The following is a 19,213-nucleotide window of genomic DNA, read 5'->3' on the forward strand; positions in this document are numbered from 1 at the left end:
AGAAATAAAAAAAGTTGCGAAAATTTAATTGATCCAAAAAAATAATTAATTTAAAAATAAGCAAATATATTGAAATTTCTAATTAATATGTTTAAAATTTTTCAATATTTAGAAAATATTACAAATTTTTATATCTATCCTGTAAAATTTACTTATTTAAAGACTAAAAACAAAATAAAGTTAAAAAAGTTTTAGTTTTATTAATAATAGAAATAAATTTAATCAAAGAGGTATAAACATGAAAAGAAAAATTTTACTATTTACCCCCTTAATTATTGCTGGTAGCTTAATACCAACAACATTGACAGCATGCAATAATAAAAATAGCAAACTTACAAAGCAATTAAAAGCAAAGCAAACATTTAATAATTTAAAAAATAAATTGCAAGATTTATTGAATTCAGAAGATGCAAAAGATATTGATGCAAATAAAGAAATTAATACACTTGCAAACACAACAATTGATGATAATTTTCAAATACAAGACATTGAAAATAAAATCAAAACTATTGAAGATGCTATTGAATCATTGACTAAGAAAATTAATGATAAAAAAATCCTAATAAAACTAAGACAAGATTTCAACAAAGCAAAAGAAGATCTAAAAAATCTTTTGCAATCAAAAGAAGTAACGGATATTGAAAAAGAAATCGAATTAAATACTCTAAATACAACTAATATTACCAAAGATTCTTTACAACAAGAAATTCAAGCCAAAATACAAAAAATTCAAGAAGCTATACAATCAATAAACAAAAAAATTAGTGACAAAAAGCAATTAAACAAAGAACAACAAAATCTTGTTGAAGCAAAAAATACACTTGAAAATCTTATTGCTACAGAAGATGCAAAAACAGTTGGAATTGGTGAAGCAAAAAAAGCTCTTGACAATAATAAAAATAATAAAATATCAACTATTGAAGAAATTAAAAAAGCAATAAATGATTTGAATGATATTACAAACAAATTAAATCAAAAAATCGAAAACAAAAAGCAAGAATTATTAGAAAATTTCAAAAAATCTAAACAAGATTTAGAAGAATACATAAATAAAAATTTAAATGAAATCAGATTTATTGAAGTTAAAGAAAAAGCCCAAAAAACCATTGAAAAAATTGCTAATATAAACAAAGATAATTCTTCAATCAAAAAAATTACAGATGCTACTAACTCACTAAATAAAGCTAAAGAAGATGCTTTAAAAGAAGAAGAAGTAATCAAAAAATTAAACGAAGTAATAAATTTTATTGCCAAAAGAAAAGAACTAGAAGAATTAATAAAATTATCTGATATTAAGCAGTATGAAGATGCTGTTAAAGAAGCCCAAAAAATTTTAGATGATAATAAAGCTAAAAATACCGATGAATTATCTTCAAAAGATTTTGAAGAAAAAAGAAAAAATATTGAAGAAGCAATAAATGAACTAAAGGCAGCAATAGAAGCGACAAAAAAATCTAAGAATTAAAGATCAATATGTATTGATGTATTCATTCAATGTAGTTAAACCCAAAATAATTTAAGTTGTTGTAAATTATTTTGGGTTTTAATATTAAATAATTTTTGTACATTATATTTTTATAAAAAAATATATATACTGACATTAAAAAACAATTAAATGTTAAAATTAAAAATATAAATTAATTTATTTTAAAAATTATGGAGTGTAAAAATCTATGGGTAAAAAAGCAAAATTATTTATCTTTAGTGGGATTAGTTTTTTAGTGGGAGCTTCAATTATTGGTTCTGTTGCAGCATATGCCTCAATCAATAAAAAGAATGAAATTAGAGTTAGCGAATATAATAAATTTCTTGAAGAAAAAACTAATTTAAATTCTTTTAGCAATTTAGAAAATGATAAAAAAATTAGTTCAATAAAATCTAATACCTTAAGTGAAGTTGAAAAGATAGATAAAAATTCAGATTTATTTACTATTCAAAAAGCACGCAAAATAGTCAACGAATCCATTGAAAATATCAAAAACATAATAGCATCGCATAAAAAAATGTTATTAGAAAAAGAAAAAGCGTTTATTCAATATAACAATGTAAAAAAGCAATTGCAAGATATGCTTTTAAAAATTTTTGACTTTTTGAATAAAGAAAGCCAAGGACATTATTACATTGGCGATGGAAACGAAAAAATAATAAACAAACAAAATTGACTATTAAAAGAAATAAATGAAAATCAAAAATATTTTTCAAACATAACGATTGATTCGGATATAGATAGCATAGAATTGGCAACAACTAAACTGGTTGAAATAAAATTTTTAATTAATGATAAACAAGAAGCATATAAATTTGCCAAAGAATATAACGACTTATTAAAAGAAAACAAATGATTTATTTCAGATTGATATGAATTATTAAAAGATCCTGATATAAAAAAACATGAAGGTCCTTATGGCTATAACTCGCCAGAAACTTTATTCGTATATTTTTTATTTAAATACAAAAATGATGGCAAAAAAATATTTACAAAATTTAAAAATTATGCACAAGAAATGTATGACAAAACTGCACTTCTTGAGGAATTCGACATTGATTTTTTTGGATTCAAAATCAAAGATAAAAATTTCTATAAAAATTATGTTGAGTTGTTGACACCATATAAAAAGGCTATTGATTTGTGAAAAAATTATTATGATTCATATTCTATAGGGCTAAAAGAAGTAGAAGAAATTATTTGAGACAAATTGTATATTAATGGTTATACTATCTTTTTTAAACCTAAAAAAATATATGCTTTGCAAAATCAACCTGAACTAGACAAAGAACTAACTGAAACTACTGATGATTATAAATTTAAACTAATGCTTGTTCCAAAAGAAAATACTATAGAACATAATAAATTAATAGAAAATTTTAAAAACTATTGCGACGATTTAATGAATAGAAGCAAAAAATTAAAAAATGACAATCAATAAAGGGGGCACGAAAATGAAAAAAAGAACAAAAATTGTAACCTCATTAAGTCTTTACTTAACTACCGCAATTTCAACAATAGCAATCTATTCAATAATCGCCGTTAAAAAAAATATAGAACTTGATAAGTCAAATAAATATTCATTATTTATACAAGAAAAATCTAAATTGCAATCGCTTATCTCAAATAATCAACACAAAATTCCAAATAGCTATTTAAATTCAATTCAATATTTTCATAATATAACTAAAACCTCAAAAGCAATAGAAATAATTGATGCAACATCAAAAATAAGAAATGAAATTATTGACGTAAATGAAAAAATTCTTGCCTTTGATGTAGAAATAAAAAATAAACTATCGCTATTCAATGAATTTAATCAAATAAAACAAAAGCTTGAAAATGATTACCATAGCAGACTATATAAAATATGAAGAGCAGATGCTGGAGAACCAGATATGATAGTTGATTTTGGTTTTTCTGAAGAAGAAACTCATTTTCAAAAATATCTTGAAACAATTAAAAAATATTCTTGAATTTCTAAAAATTCATCATCATTTGAAATAAAAAGGGCTATCTTTGATTTAAAAAATATTGAAAATAATATTGATTATTTTTTAATTAAAAAAGAAGTTGAACATTTATTTGAAAAAATTGAAAGCACTATTTCAATAGTTGAAACTAGACTAGAAAAAAATAAAATCAATAAAATATTTGAGGATAATGAAGTAAAAGAAATTTTAGATTTAATTTCACAATTTAAATTAGATTTACAAAAACAAAAAGTTTTATATAACTCAGTAGAAAACAAAACTGATAACATCAAACACGAAACTTTTAAAAAAATATTTAGCCATTATAATAAGAACAATTTCTTTAAAATTTTTGATTGCATAGATCAAAGAGTTGATTTATATTACGACTTTATGTTCTTTTACTCACCTTTATATTTTTATGAACCAACAGAAGAAGTCAAAAAAGTTTTCCAATATCCTGATAAAAAAGATTTTGAAAAAGAAATAATTTTAAAATATAATCAAGCCAAACAAGATCTTACTAACTTCAAATCAAAGATAAATGGAAATGAAAAAATTGCCCAAAAAGCCCTCAATAAATTCAATTAATATATACGCAATTTAGCAATAAGTTTTGAAAAGGAATTAATACAAAAAAAATTATTATTATTAAAAAATTTATTAACCAAATATGATCAAAAGCAAGATGGAAAATCACAATTCATAACAGTTGAAATAAAAAAAGCCATAAATGATGCAGAATCTTTATTAAGTTATAATGACTTAAAATATTCCACAAGAGATAAAAAGAGTATTTGAGAATTTAGAACAGTAAAAAATAATTTGCAAGAATTAATAGACAAATATTAAAAATCCTTGAATTGTCTTGCCCTTGCAATAATCAAGAGATTATTCATACACAATACTAAAAACAAGATAACTGAAAATCATTATCTTGTTTTTATTTTTAATTTGGCAATATTGAAATTAAATTTAATTGACTTTTTGTCTAATTAAATGTAATTTATTTTGTAATTTAAGTAATATTTCTGTTAAATATTTTAAATTTGGCTGCAATTTCTTAATATAAAAATCTTCTAATTTTTCTTCGTGTTCTTCTATAAGTTTTCTAACTTCTTGTATTTCGTTGGAAATTTTTTGGTTTTTAGAATAGACATCATTTGCAAGAATATTAAATTCCTCAACATTTGATGATATCAATTTCAATAAATTTCACCTATTTAAAATAATTTCTAAGTTTAATTTTCTAGAAAGTTCGTATGTAATTTCCATATTTTTATTGATTTTGGCAATATCTTTTGAAGAAAATAGCTCAGAATTTTCTTTTAATATTTTTGCTATTTCATTATTTAGAAATTTACTTAAAAAATTTCCATCTTCTGAATTTTTTTGTTCTTTTAAACTTTCATTAAGCATTTTTAAAAGTTTAATGCTTTCTTCTTTATTAGTAATGTTTAAAAAATCCTTATTTATATTTTTATAAATTTCTTCTTGGACAGTTAGAATTTTTTTAAATTCTTCATGTATAGATTTTTTTATTTGTTGATCATTTCTATTATTTTCCAATTTATTAATTGTTGCTAAAAAATCTGTAATTTTATTTTTTGTTTCTTGACTAAATAAATTAAATAAATCGCTATTTTTTTGTTGCATTTCAAATTCATTCTTTGCATTATAAATAATTTGTGAATATAATTCAATATATTCGGCCAATAATTTATTTGATTCTTCAAATTGATAAATAACTTCTGCAAATGTTTTTGAATCAATATCCTTGAAATCATTAAATAATTCGCTCAACAATAGCCTATCCACAACATCTCATGTTTTACTATTTTTAAAATTATTAAAGTTAATCAATTCTTGTATAAGCGGATTTAAATCATTTTTAACATTATTTAAATGTTTTTGTATATCTTTTGATGAATTTATATTTTGATAAATGTCTTCAATTCTTTTTGAAATTTCACTAGTTAATTTCGCTATATCTTCATTTTTGAAATCAAAATTAGCATTATTAATCTTTTTAAGAAGTTCTATTTCCTTGCTCATATCTGTTTTGTTTCATTTTTTATAAATACTAAATAGATTTTCTAATTTTCTTTTTTGTTTCAAAAATTCAACATCAATTTTTGATTTTGGACTTAGTGACTCTTTAGTATATCTTTGGTCAATTAAATTCTTTTGAACGCTAATGTTTCAAAGAATTTCTTTAGATCTCAAAATAAATTCATCAGCCTCATTTTTTTCTTTTTCAATAAAATCTTTAATTTCTAATTTTAAATTTTCATAAATAAAATCTTTAAGATTATTAGCTATATATGTTTGAAGTTCATTTTTAACTTCTTGTAGCCTACTAGGACTAGGACTTGCCGCATTATTTTTATCTTCTTTTGTTTTTTGAAATTCATTTGGAACAGTTGGCTTTATATTAGGATTAATTATGTGGCTATTATCTTCTTGTTTTTCATTAGATATATTTGGCTTGACATTAGGTGTATTTGCTACATTGTTGTTTGAATCTTCTTTTTTATCTTGTTTATTAGAACATGAAGCACTAGAAATTACTGTAAATACAGTTGCAAACGATCCTAAGATAGTTGATAGAATAAATAGTTTGTTTTTTCGTTTCATTCGTGTTTCCTTTGATTTGAATTAATAAATTATTTTTAAATAATTATTAATATAATATAGAAATATCAAAAACTTCTATTTAATTTAATCAATGTTTTAAAAATCAATAAATTATTCTATTAAAAGTACAAAATTAGATTTGCTAACAAAAAATATATTTTTTTAACTTTTGTTTCTAATATATTATATAATTATTAAGCAATTTAAAGGAGGGGTAGCGAAGCGGCCAAACGCGGGTGGCTGTAACCCACTTCCTCACGGTTCGGGGGTTCGAATCCCTCCCCCTCCACCATGTTGCCCTTTAGCCAAGTGGAAAGGCAGCGGTTTTTGGTACCGCCATCCGTTAGTTCGAATCTAACAAGGGCAGCCATTTCATTAAATTGTCCAAAAAAGCGCATTGCGCTTTTTTATTTTATTAAAAACCTTCCGATTTTTAAGCTTTACTATCGGAAGGTTTTTAATAAATTATTTATATTATTTGTTCATATTATATTTATTTTTATATTCAAGTAATTTGGCTTGTATTTCAGCTTCTTTATTTTTTAATTCTAAATTGCTATGTTTTTCTGAGTTGTTCAAAATTTCATTAGCTTCTTGTATTAATTTGTTTAAAGCATCGTAGCCTTCTTTATATTGAGCTTTTCCTTTAAGCTTATTTTCGATAAAGTAAGATGTTTTACTTTTTGTGTTACTCAATTTATTTCAGAAATCTAAAAATTCATCAATAATTTCATTCATCTTATCTTCAATTGGTTTTTTTAATGCTCTAAAATCAGATTTAAATTTTTCTAATTTATCTTCCTGTATTCCTTGTCTTTCTAAATCAAGAGCATCTCATCTAATCTTACTAATTTCTTTTTCTGCTTCTTCTCAATATTTTTTGCTATCCAAACAAGCCGAAGAATCTGTTCGCATATCCCCTGTAAATTTAGTTACTTCTATATTTACAAAGCAATATATATCACAACTAAATTTATCTTTCTTTGCCTTGTTTAGGTCGTTGGTCAATTGTAACTTAGCCGCAGATATTTGTTGAATGTCCGAAGCAGAAGTAACATTTTCAAATAACTTAAGCTGTCTATTTAATTGGTCTATTATATTACTATCTCAATTATAATATTGTTGATTTTTATATTTTGTATAATATTCATCCTCTTTTACTTTTTCAATAAATTGTTTAATTTGTTCCCTAATTTTTTCAAGCCCTTCATATTCAATATTTTCCTTTGGTTTTTTATCATTAATTTTCTTAGTTAATGATTCAATAGCATCTTCAATAGTTTTTGTTTTTGATTCAATGTCTTTGATTAAATCTTTACCAGTAAGATTTGTATTGTTAAATATGTCAGTTTCCGGTTGTTTATCAACATCATTGGCTTCATTTGATTTAATCAAATTGTCTAGTTGTTGTTTCTTTGAATTAAAGTCTTGTTTGGCTTTTTCTTTGGCTGCATCAATTAATTTTTGCAAATCTTGTGTGGCTTTTTTAATTTCATTTGTTGCATTAATAATTTGATCACTCGTTGATGAAGCATCTGCATTATTGTTTTGCAATGATTGATTTGCTTTAGAAGTGTCAACTTTTTGGCCATCTTGTGAATCAATTAAATCCTTTAATTGCTTTTTAGCGTCGTTAAAATCTTTAAGAAGATTGTCTTTTTTATCATTAATTTTCTTAGTCAATGATTCAATAGCATCTTCAATAGTTTTTGTTTTTGATTCAATGTCTTTAATTAAATCTTTACCAGTAAGATTTGTATTGTTAAATATGTCAGTTTCTGGTTGTTTATCAACATCTTTTGCTTCATTTGATTTAATTAAATTATCTAATTGTTGCTTCTTTGAATTAAAGTCTTGTTTAGCTTGTTCTTTGGCTGCATCAATTAATTTTTGTAAATCTTGTGTGGCTTTTTTGATTTCATTTGTTACATTAACAATTTGATCGGTCGTTGATGAAGCATCTGCGTTGTTATTTTGCAATGATTGATTTTCTTTAGATGTGTCGACTTTTTGGCCATCTTGTGAATCAATTAAATCCTTTAATTGCTTTTTAGCGTCGTTAAAATCTTTAAGAAGATTGTCTTTTTTATCATTAATTTTATTGGTCAATGATTTAATAGCATCTTCAATAGTTTTTGTTTTTGATTCAATGTCTTTAATTAAATCTTTACCAGTAAGATTTGTGTTGTTAAAGATGTCAGTTTCTTGTTGTTTATCAACATCTTTTGCTTCATTTGATTTAATTAAATTATCTAGTTGTTGTTTCTTTGAATTAAAGTCTTGTTTAGCTTGTTCTTTGGCTGCATCAATTAATTTTTGTAAATCTTGTGTGGCTTTTTTGATTTCATTTGTTGCATTAACAATTTGATCGGTCGTTGATGAAGCATCTGCATTATTGTTTTGCAATGATTGATTTGCTTTAGATGTGTCGACTTTTTGACCGTCTTGTGAATCAATTAAATCTTGCAATTTCTTTTTAGCATCGTTAAAATCTTTAAGAAGATTGTCTTTTTGGTTCTTTTTATCATTAATTTTCTTAGTCAATGATTCAATAGCATCTTCAATAGTTTTTGTTTTTGATTCAATGTCTTTAATTAAATCATTAACAGTAAGATTTGTGTTGTTAAAGATGTCAGTTTCTGCTTGTTTATCAACATCTTTGGCTTCATTTGATTTAATTAAATCATCTAATTGTTGCTTCTTTGAATTAAAGTCTTGTTTAGCTTGTTCTTTGGCTGCATCAATTAATTTTTGTAAATCTTGTGTGGCTTTTTTAATTTCAGTTGTTGCATCAACAATTTGATCGGTCGTTGATGAAGCATCTACATTGTTGTTTTGCAATGATTGATTTGCTTTAGAAGTGTCAACTTTTTGTGCGTCTTGTGAATTAATTAAGTCTTCTAATTGCTTTTTAGCATCATTAAAATCCTTAAGAAGATTGTCTTTTTGGTTCTTTTTATCATTAATTTTCTTAGTCAATGATTCAATAGCATATTCAATAGTTTTTGTTTTTGATTCAATGTCTTTAATTAAATCTTTACCAGTAAGATTTGTATTGTTAAGGATGTCAGTTTCTGGTTGTTTATCAACATCTTTGGCTTCATTTGATTTAATCAAATTGTCTAGTTGTTGTTTCTTTGAATTAAATTCTTGTTTAGCATTTTCTTTGGCTGCATCAATTAATTTTTGTAAATCTTGTGTGGCTTTTTTAATTTCATTTGTTGCATTAACAATTTGATCGGTCGTTGATGAAGCATCTGCATTATTGTTTTGCAATGATTGATTTGCTTTAGATGTGTCGACTTTTTGGCCATCTTGTGAATCAATTAAATCTTCTAATTGTTTTTTAGCGTCATTAAAATCTTTAAGAAGATTGTCTTTTTTATCATTAATTTTCTTAGTCAATGATTTAATAGCATCTTCAATAGTTTTTGTTTTTGATTCAATGTCTTTAATTAAATCATTACCAGAAAGATTTGTGTTGTTAAAGATGCCAGTTTCTTGTTGTTTATCAACATCTTTAGCTTCATTTGATTTAATTAAATCATCTAATTGTTGCTTCTTTGAATTAAAGTCTTGTTTAGCTTTTTCTTTGGCTGCATCAATTAATTTTTGTAAATCTTGTGTGGCTTTTTTAATTTCAGTTGTTGCATCAACAATTTGATCGGTTGTTGATGAAGCATCTACATTGTTGTTTTGCAATGATTGATTTGCTTTAGAAGTGTCGACTTTTTGGCCATCTTGTGAATCAATTAAATCTTGTAATTTCTTTTTAGCATCATTAAAATCATTAAGAAGACTGTCTTTTTTATCATTAATTTTCTTAGTCAATGATTTAATAGCATCTTCAATAGTTTTTGTTTTTGATTCAATGTCTTTAATTAAATCATTACCAGAAAGATTTGTGTTGTTAAAGATGCCAGTTTCTTGTTGTTTATCAACATCTTTGGCTTCATTTGATTTAATTAAATCATCTAATTGTTGCTTCTTTGAATTAAAGTCTTGTTTAGCTTTTTCTTTGGCTGCATCAATTAATTTTTGTAAATCTTGTGTGGCTTTTTTAATTTCAGTTGTTGCATCAACAATTTGATCGGTCGTTGATGAAGCATCTACATTGTTGTTTTGCAATGATTGATTTGCTTTAGAAGTGTCGACTTTTTGTGCGTCTTGTGAATCAATTAAATCTTGTAATTTCTTTTTAGCATCATTAAAATCATTAAGAAGACTGTCTTTTTTATCATTAATTTTCTTAGTCAATGATTCAATAGCATCTTCAATAGTTTTTGTTTTTGATTCAATGTCTTTAATTAAATCTTTATCAGTAAGATTTGTATTGTTAAGGATGTCTGTTTCTGCCTGTTTATCAACATCTTTGGCTTCATTTGATTTAATTAAATTATCTAATTTAGATTTTGATCTATTAAATTTTTCCTTTAATTTGTCAATATTATCTTCTTGTTCATATTGTCTTCTTTTAAATTTACTTTTTAGTGATGTTGCAACTAAGGTTGCCGTTGTTGCTAGAGCAATAATTAACGAAGTAGAAAGTAAAATTCTTAATTTCGATTTTTTCATATATCCCCTTTTTTATTTTTCCCTTATTTTTTATATAAAAACTTATAAACAATTATTAAATTCTTATATTGTGATAATTTTCAAACAAGACTTCGAAAAAAAAAAAAAAAAAACGCTTTTCGTTCTATTACAATTTTTTTATGCACCTTTTAGTTTATTTTAATTGCTTTCTGTTAAAACATGCTTAAAATAAACTAAAAAATCAAACTCATATTTTTTAGTTGAGTTTGATTTTTATTTGTTTTGGATACGTTATTAATCTTGTTGAATATCTTTATTTGAACCTATATAGGCAAAGATTTCGGGGTTTTGTTTTAAATATCTTCCTTCCAATATTCTTATAACGCTTTCAACTGTTTCGTTTAATGGCACAAATTGACCAGGTGATTTAGTAAAATGTTCAGTCATAAAGAAATTTTGAGTAAAAAACATTTCAAGTTGAAGAGCTTTTTTAACAGTGATTTTGCTTTCTTCATCAAGTTCATCAAATCCCAATATTAGAATAACATCTTCAAGATCTTTATATGCCTTTAATATTCTTTTTGCTTCAATTATTGCATCATAGTGGCGTTTGCCAATAATGGTTGGATTAATTGCATTTGTAGATGAAGCAAGTGGATCAAAGGCAGGAAAAATGTTTTTAGCTGCTTGAGATCTAGATAAGACCAAATTACCATCTAAGTGATTAAATACGGCTACTGCAGAAGGATCGCTTAAATCATCCATTGGTAGAAATATTGTTTGGAATGAAGTTATTGAGCCCTTCTTGTTTCTAAACAATCTGCTTTCAACTTCAGTTACATCACTTTCTAAAGTTGATTGATAACCTCCAATTGAAGGCTTTTTGCCTAATGCTGAACTTACTTCATTTTCTGCTTGAATAAAACGATAAATATTGTCAATAAATAATAAAACATTTTCATTGCATGTGTCTCTTAAATATTCTGCAGCAGTAATTCCGATTGGAACAATTGACGTTCTAGCTCCTGGTGCTTCATTCATTTTTGAAATAAACATTATTGAGTCCTTCATTAAATTAGATGAAGAAAGTTCATTGTATAATTCTATTCCTTCTCTTGAACGTTCACCCGAACCAATAAAGATATTAGAATTTGCTTCATGTTGTTTATTAAGGTTAAAAATAATTTCCTTCATTAGAACAGTTTTTCCAACTCCGGCTCCTCCAAATAAACCAATTTTTGCGCCCTTAACAATTGGCATAAAGAAATCAATTGCTTTTATTCCGGTTTCTATAATTTCTTTGTTATTTTCTAGATATCTTTCATTGTTTATAGTCGAATTCATTTCTACATATTCAATTTTATTTTTTGTTTCTAGTAAAGGTTGACCTCAAAAGTTGTAAATATTGTTTTTTGAATTTTGCCCTATTGGAACCAAAAAACTCTTATGAGTGTTAACAACTTCTTCGTTAATTGAAATATCTTTACTTGCATATACAACAATTGCTCTAACATGTTTTTCGTCAATTAATCTTTTTACTAGTAAAAAGGTTTTTCCTTCATGCAATGTCAACAAGTGATTGATAGCAGGCAAATCTTTATTAAATTCTACTTCAACTATATCTGATCAAATTTTTATAATTTTTCCATTCATTATTTATCACCTAAAACCTTCGCTGCCTTATCTAATTGTTCTTCAGGTATTGGCACAAAATTATGTTCCAATTCAATATCTCAATTTAAATTTAAATAGTCTGAATATGATTTCAAGACAAATGCAAAATAATTTTTCATAATATTATCATCGTAGTCTAAATTATCTAAAATTGTTTCAAATGCTTTTATGCAATCATTGTAATTATTTATTAAATAATCTAGTAACATAAATGCTTTTTGTTCATCTTTTATTCCTTGCAAAATACCTCAAGAAATTAATTTTGTTGTTAGCACTACAAAACGATATGAGTAAAGTGAAAAACCCTTTTGCAAGAACATTTTGTCAATTAATTTTCCTTTGTGAAGCAAAATAGAAGTTTCTTTATTAAGCTCGTAATCTAACATTGCCAATTTTAAATGTCTCTTGTAACTTCTAAAAATTTTATTAATTTCACCCGCTATTTTGGTCATCATTCTTGATTGAACACTTGAACCTGTTCTAGAAACAGACAAATCAATGTTTATAGCAGGTAATTTCCCTGAAGCAAATAAGTCAGAAGAAGTTACAATTTGACCATCAGTTATTGAAATTATATTAGATGAAATTAAACTAGTTATATCACCATCAACTGTTTGCAAAATTGGAAGTGCAGTAATTGTTTTTCTATTAACAAAAGATCCAGCTCTTTCAAGCAATGATGAGTGGGCAAAAAAGATGTCGCTAGGCATTGCTTCTTTTCCGACTGACTTGTTGGTTAATAGGGCAATTTCTCTAATAATATTAGCGTGTTTAGTTAAATCATCAAATACTATTAAAACATCATTGTCATATGAAAGATTTTCTGCATGGGCCATTCCAATGTAAGGCGCTAGATATTGTTCATAAACGTTTTGAGGTGCATCAATAATCATAGTGTTTTTCAATGCATCGTATTTTTTTAATGTTTCATAAATATTAGTTAATGATTCACGCTTTTGGCCAATTGCAACATAGATACATTTTGTGCCATTTTTTGCTTGATTTATAATTGCATTTAATGCCATATGAGTTTTTCCTGTTTGCCTATCGCCAATAATTAATTCACGTTGGCCTTTTCCAATTGGAATTAATAAATCTATTGCAATAATTCCGGTATAAAGTTGCTCATTTAATGTTTTAACTGTCATCAAATTATGAGCTAGGCCAAATATTGGATGATGATTGCTTAACATTGAATTATTTGGTCTCTTTTTTTCATCAGTTGGTCAAATAATGCCACCGTTAATATCAATAATTTTGCCCAAATAATCAAGACTAGTATTTATATTTTGGGATTCATTTAATTCAATTAATTCACTATTTATATCTAAAGATACGTGTTCGCTATTAATCAACATAAATGCCTTATTAGTTGTAGCGGAAATAACTATGAATTTAACATTTGGGTTACTTGCTAAATAAAATTGTTGATTTTGACGGTAGTTGTATTCACCCTCAATTGTTGCTATGCAATTGAATATTGATTTAATACGAGGATTTTTAGTTGTGTTGTTCATGTGTTCTCCTTCTAACTATATAAATAATAGCCCTCCAATTATTAATATTAGTAATGCGATCGCTAGTATTACACTATTGATAATAATTACCTTTTTCTTTAATTTTAAGTTTTTTAACAATGCAAAAATTATTATGTTTGTAATTATTATGATTAAAGAAATAACTATAAAAGAAGTCCCTAGTTTTTTAATAATCTTCTTTTGTTCAAGATAATTTTTATTTAAAACATTGACTGCTTCTAAATAAGCTTTATTGAAATTTTCTTTTTCTTCTTTATTAGCTTTTATTGAAATATTACTTGCTAAATTTGATAATAAGTCAAAATTATGTTTTATACCAGACAATAGTTCAAGGTAATCAGAATATCATTTTTCTTGGTTGAAATCTCTTTGGCTAATTAAAGCGGTAAATTTGTAGTTTAATTGTTTATTTAATAAGAATAATTCTCTTAAAACATTCTCATTGCCTTTGATTTCTGCTAAATTTGTTTTAATGAATTTTTCATTGAATTTAAGCGCTTCACTAAATTGCAATTGTACAAGATTATATGCCTTTGCTATTGTAGTTCAAAAGTATATATTATTTACTACTAGACTATTTAAATAAGAAAAAAATGTATAACGAATTGTTTTACTAAACTCTTCAAGTTGTTTTTTTGTATTTGTTTTATCTCCTTGCAATTTAACTCAATATTTTTGCAATATTTTATTGCTAATTGCACTATATGAATCTTTATCAGCCTTAAATGACATTTGTAACGCCGAGTCAATCATTGCAAGCAATGCTTTTCTTAAATATCCATTTCTTAGCTTATTGTAATCTAACTTTTCATCTAAGCCTAAACCTTTGTATAATGGCTTAAATATTTCTGAAATTGATTTTATTTCAGTTTCTTTTAACAGATTAAAATATTTGTCTTGTGACGGAGTATATTTTTCAATTAAATATGTTCTTTCTAACTTAGGATTTATATTATCTGAAATATGTACTTTTAAATTAATAATATCATTGCCACTAATATCAAATGAAAAAACAGAATATTTATAGCGAGTGTTTATCGGGTTATTGAAATAAAATAATTCTTGACGTTTGCTTGCATCTAATGAATCAAATTGGCTTTTAATTTGACTTAATGAAGAAGGCAAATTGTTGCTTGATATAAACGGAACCAAAAGGGGCAATGATTGAATTAAATTTTTTTCTTGTTCTTTTGTTAAGTGGCTTGTTTTATCACCATCAACCAATGGTTTTAAATCGGGCAAAGAATCAGGATTTTTTTCTTCTTTTTGTTCAGCTTCGTTTGTTTCTTGATTTTGTTTTAAATCAAACTTTGTAATTCTTACTTTAAACTTTGAAATAAAATATTCATCTCAACTTTTAAAGCCTTTTGGCAAGGTGGTAGAAAATACTCCATTTTTATCCCTAATTAGTTCAACATCTTTGTCAATATTTAAAACATCTTTTTCATTAAAAAATAACTTATTGACTTCTTTTAAGAAATCAGATTTATATTTCTTTAAAAATTGAGAATACTTATCTTTTTTAACAGTATTTAATTGATCTTTAGCAACTTCTTTAACACTTCCTTTTGGCAAAATTGCTTTTTTATAATCTAATGGATCGGATTTACCAGTTTTTATTGATTTAAATAAATCGCCTTCGTAATCAATATCTTGCAAATCATGGTTTTTTTCTTTTCCTAATATTAGGGGAGTATTTAAATAAATTCCATACTTATTAGGATTTTTTTGAATCTCTTCTTTATTTTTTGTTAGAAATGTTTCTAAATTTTTTAAATAAATTAATTGTTGAATTTTTAATTTAAATTCTAATTCTTTATTTTCTAGCAACCTTTGTTGTTGAACTTGCAAATAATTGATTATTGCTTTTAAACCATCTTCTATTGTTGAAGCAATTGTTTTTTTAGCTTCACTTTCAAATTCACCAAAATTTGGATCTAACTCAGGTTTTTTATTATTTGGATCATTGTTTGGCGCTGCCGAAACTACTATTGGAGATAATAAAGGAACTGTTGCAAATGATGATAATAATAAGATTTTCTTTTTATTCATTGTTAATCCTATCTTTTTCAATTAAATTTAATTCTTGTCTCAAAGATAACAAGTAATATTTTTCTTCAAGAACTTCTAATTTTAAAAATTCTTCTAACTTTAAGCCTAATTGTTGTTTAGCCTTTCAAAATTTAATTTCGTCTGAAAGTTCAGCTATTGCTTTAACTAAATTGACTTTATTGAGCGATTTTATATAAAAATGAGGTTGGGTTAATGTTGAAATTGTAGCTATATTATTATTTACAACAATATTTGAGTTTTTTAAAAAAACAAAGAAGGTTTCGTTTTGTTTTGAAATATCAATAATTTTTAGTAAAAGGTTTTCATAAGAAGCAATTGATGTATTTGCTATTTGTTCTCATGTATTTTCTTCATTGACATTAATATAAACTAAGCCTTTTTCAATATTTAGCTTCTTATTTTCTAAAAAAAGTAATTCAATTTTATATAAATTATTCATAAATATCACCTTCATCAGGGTCTTTTTTAGTCAATAAATTTAGTTCCTCAATTTGTAATTCACTTTTTGCTCTTGATATTTGCTTTTTAAGTTTAAGAATACTTTCGTCTAAATCTTTTAAAATTGTATTAGTTGAAACTAAACCTATTTTTGCTTTATAAAATGCAGATTCAGATATTAACATATTTATAGTGTTTAATAAATAACAATTAATTTGAGAATTAATAAAATCATTAATATTAGGATATATTTTTGCTTTTTTAAAATCTATGTCATATAAATTATTATTGCTTTCATTTAAAGGAAATTTTTCAAACGAGAATTTAGACATTGGCAAAATTGTAAAATATTGATTAAAATTTTTATTGGAGTTAACTACGAAATTGACTTCTTCGTAATTTTCATATTCATACAAGATCATTACTATTTTGGTTAATTTTTCTGCCAAATTTTCAATATTTGAATTTCCATAAGATTGCAATACTTGTAGGTTATTATCTTGACCAAATTTAATTGCATTTTTGCCAATTAAAATGAACTCATTATTAGATTTTTTTATATTACTTAGAATAGTTTTTTCATATCTCGAATACGAGTCGGTGCTATATTTTTGTTCTTCTGTTAAATAAATTCACAATATGTTTCTATTTATTTTTCTAAATAAATTAAACCTATGGTGACTTTCTCTCCTCAACATATCATTCTTAATATTGTAGATTTCTTTTAAATGCAAAATTATTTGCCTTGATACCAATGCATTTTTATTAAAAAAGCTTAATCTTTGGTTAAGTTTCATAATATTTATTAAATAAATATTTTTTTCATTATTTACTTTTAATGAAATATTGTTTAAACTTTTGCGTTTATTCTCTAAATCTTTTAGTTGCATGTTATTGTTCCTTTGTAACAACTGCTACTACTTTTTCACTAAATAATAAAACTAAATCATTTTTTAATTCTGAATGAAATAAAATTACATGTGGAAATATCTTAATTGATTTTTTAAGGGCCAAAAGTTTTTTTATTTCAGCATTATATGAATTCAAAAATTCTTGGTATTTTATATCGCTAGAAGTGGTTAAATCAATTGCGTTATTGGCAGAATAATTTTTTGTTGTAATTATAGGTACTAATACCTCTTGTGAGAATTTCAAATTCAAATTAAAAGTAATGTTAAAATCCTTTAGTAAAATGTCATATTTATTTTTAAAAGCCAAATCAATTTTGCTTATAAAATCTAAATAAATAGGAGAATTAAATCCTAGGTTGTTGTTAAATAATACTGTTGATATCATTTCATCAAAAGTAATTAAATCTTGTGAGGACTCGTGTTCTTTATATTCTTTAAATACATCAAAATAACTCAATAATGGGTTATTGTCTTTCTTTTTCATATTCATTCTCCTTATTTAATTTTCTTATATAATAAATTGCCAAAATAAATTTAAGCAATAAAGATAATGCCATAATAAATGCAATGCTAAAGTTTAAAAGTAAAATAATTTGAATAATATTCATTCTACTTTTAATTATTGAAAATAAATAATTTTCATTGCCATCAGCAGTTAAAATATAATTAAATCCAATAATTGCAAAGATTAAAATTGAAGAGATTATTGCTAGTTTAATTATTATTAATAATAGCAATGAAATATTCTTGTTTTGTTTAACAAACACAAATAATATTACTATTTGTGTTGTTGCCGTTACAGCAACGTTGATTAAAGAAACAATGCTATTGGTGTTAAATAATGTAGTCAATAGCAAACTTAACGCAAGCACTATTTGAACAATTGCTAAATTCAATCACGATCTAAATGAACTTTTCATTTCAAAACGCTTTTGAAACGAAACAACCATATATGCAATAAATACTACAATTGCAAAAACGCTTTGAAAAATGTAAATTCATGTTGCTTTTGAAGAACCTATTGAAATGTTTTCATTATTATGCTTATATGCAAAAATTCTTAGAATTCAAATAAATACAGCCCCAAATAATACTAATAAAAATAGTAATTGATTTTTTAAATAGAATTTATCATATTTTTTATTTATCAATAAAGCAAAGAATTTGATATTAGATAATACTATAAAAGTAGTTAAAACTAAAAATGTCAATACAATAATCACAAAATTGCTAGCAGATTTAATTGTTAAAATATCTCTAATTGTTTCATAAAATTTATTGCCTACAAACAATATGTCTTTATTAATTCCTAAATTAATTCAAACAAATGATATTGCAACAAATAATATTGTTAAGATTCCTTGAAATGTTAAAGAAATTATTAAAATATTTTTATTCTTATAAAGCAATGGATTTGTTTTTCTTTGAATTAAGAAGTTAAATATTTCATAGCTAAAATTAATAATATATAAAGCAATCAAAATAAATGATATTGTAAATAATTTGCTTGGAAGAATTTTAAAATAGCTAAAAAATAATGTATAAGAAGTTAATGAAAGCAATAAATACAAGAAGTAAAATGGAATATATTTTTTAATAGTAACCTTATGTCAATATAAATTAGCAAAGCCTTTTACTAAACTATAAAATAAAACAAAGGATAAAATTAAGAATCTATAAATTATTAAAAAGTTTAATTGTTGATTTCTTGGACTTGAAAAGTCAAAAAATGAATTTAGTGAATTAGAAAGCAACATTTTATTAGCAAAAAGTGTCTTTTCGCTAAAAATTAATAAAGTTGTAATAAATACAAGACTAATTACAATCAAAAGGTATTTCAACACCTTATTGAAAATGTTGTTTTTCTGCTGATTTTTTATTGAATATTCATCATCATAAATCAACTTTTGATTTATATTATTCGAATCGATTTGTTTTTGTTTCATC

General features: G+C 24.5%; 12 protein-coding genes and 2 tRNA genes. 5 read left to right on the forward strand and 9 right to left on the reverse strand.

Annotation, left to right across the window (positions count from 1 at the left end):
* The first annotated feature begins 238 nt into the window (after positions 1-238).
* The 3 genes from MHO_RS01730 to MHO_RS05520 all read left to right on the forward strand — a co-directional run bounded on the left by MHO_RS01730 (position 239) and on the right by MHO_RS05520 (position 4,050).
* Positions 239-1,465, forward strand: a complete 1,227-nt coding sequence (locus MHO_RS01730) for a coiled-coil domain-containing protein (RefSeq protein ID WP_012855583.1) — start codon at positions 239-241, stop codon at positions 1,463-1,465.
* A gap of 208 nt (positions 1,466-1,673) precedes the next feature.
* Entirely contained in the window at positions 1,674-2,927 is a 1,254-nt protein-coding gene (locus tag MHO_RS05515; RefSeq protein ID WP_012855584.1) for a hypothetical protein, read from the forward strand.
* A gap of 13 nt (positions 2,928-2,940) precedes the next feature.
* Positions 2,941-4,050 (forward strand): hypothetical protein, encoded by a 1,110-nt coding sequence (locus MHO_RS05520; RefSeq protein ID WP_143763820.1) that lies wholly within the window; start codon positions 2,941-2,943, stop codon positions 4,048-4,050.
* 384 nt (positions 4,051-4,434) lie between these two features.
* Here the strand turns inward: MHO_RS05520 and MHO_RS05525 are convergent, their stop codons facing one another.
* Positions 4,435-6,096 carry a hypothetical protein gene (locus tag MHO_RS05525; RefSeq protein ID WP_012855586.1) on the reverse strand — a complete coding sequence of 554 codons (1,662 nt, stop codon included), beginning with the start codon at positions 6,094-6,096 and terminating at the stop codon, positions 4,435-4,437.
* A gap of 208 nt (positions 6,097-6,304) precedes the next feature.
* On the opposite strand from MHO_RS05525, the gene MHO_RS01750 reads away from it, so the two are divergent.
* Together MHO_RS01750 and MHO_RS01755 are read left to right on the forward strand one after the other, a co-directional pair.
* Positions 6,305-6,388, forward strand: a tRNA-Tyr gene (locus tag MHO_RS01750).
* A gap of 3 nt (positions 6,389-6,391) precedes the next feature.
* Positions 6,392-6,466: transfer RNA gene (locus MHO_RS01755), tRNA-Gln, on the forward strand.
* A 104-nt stretch (positions 6,467-6,570) separates the two neighbouring features.
* Here the strand turns inward: MHO_RS01755 and MHO_RS01760 are convergent.
* The 8 genes from MHO_RS01760 to MHO_RS05545 form a co-directional block, all read right to left on the reverse strand.
* A complete protein-coding gene (locus MHO_RS01760; protein ID WP_012855587.1) occupies positions 6,571-10,671 on the reverse strand; it encodes an Lmp related protein in 4,101 nt (1,366 codons plus the stop codon).
* Between the two features lie 255 nt (positions 10,672-10,926).
* A complete protein-coding gene (locus tag MHO_RS01765; protein WP_012855588.1) occupies positions 10,927-12,285 on the reverse strand; it encodes an MSC_0618 family F1-like ATPase beta subunit in 1,359 nt (452 codons plus the stop codon).
* Positions 12,285-13,823: an MSC_0619 family F1-like ATPase alpha subunit gene (locus tag MHO_RS01770; RefSeq protein WP_012855589.1), complete on the reverse strand. Its 1,539-nt coding sequence runs from the start codon at positions 13,821-13,823 to the stop codon at positions 12,285-12,287. Before MHO_RS01770 ends, MHO_RS01765 begins: the two co-directional genes overlap by 1 nt.
* Before the next feature lie 15 nt (positions 13,824-13,838).
* On the reverse strand, positions 13,839-15,896 hold the full coding sequence (locus MHO_RS05530; protein WP_012855590.1) for an MSC_0620 family F1-like ATPase-associated subunit: 2,058 nt from the start codon (positions 15,894-15,896) through the stop codon (positions 13,839-13,841).
* Positions 15,889-16,356: an MSC_0621 family F1-like ATPase epsilon subunit gene (locus MHO_RS05535; protein ID WP_041359617.1), complete on the reverse strand. Its 468-nt coding sequence runs from the start codon at positions 16,354-16,356 to the stop codon at positions 15,889-15,891. The genes MHO_RS05530 and MHO_RS05535 overlap by 8 nt, the downstream gene beginning before the upstream one ends.
* Positions 16,349-17,245 carry an MSC_0622 family F1-like ATPase gamma subunit gene (locus MHO_RS05540; RefSeq protein ID WP_012855592.1) on the reverse strand — a complete coding sequence of 299 codons (897 nt, stop codon included), beginning with the start codon at positions 17,243-17,245 and terminating at the stop codon, positions 16,349-16,351. Before MHO_RS05540 ends, MHO_RS05535 begins: the two co-directional genes overlap by 8 nt.
* 1 nt (position 17,246) lies before the next feature.
* Entirely contained in the window at positions 17,247-17,750 is a 504-nt protein-coding gene (locus MHO_RS01790; protein WP_012855593.1) for a DUF2714 domain-containing protein, read from the reverse strand.
* Positions 17,731-19,212 carry an MSC_0624 family F1-like ATPase-associated membrane protein gene (locus MHO_RS05545; RefSeq protein ID WP_012855594.1) on the reverse strand — a complete coding sequence of 494 codons (1,482 nt, stop codon included), beginning with the start codon at positions 19,210-19,212 and terminating at the stop codon, positions 17,731-17,733. Before MHO_RS05545 ends, MHO_RS01790 begins: the two co-directional genes overlap by 20 nt.
* Position 19,213 lies beyond the last annotated feature (1 nt).

It is taken from the genome of Metamycoplasma hominis ATCC 23114, assembly GCF_000085865.1.
Lineage (GTDB): Bacteria > Bacillota_I > Bacilli_A > Mycoplasmatales > Metamycoplasmataceae > Metamycoplasma > Metamycoplasma hominis.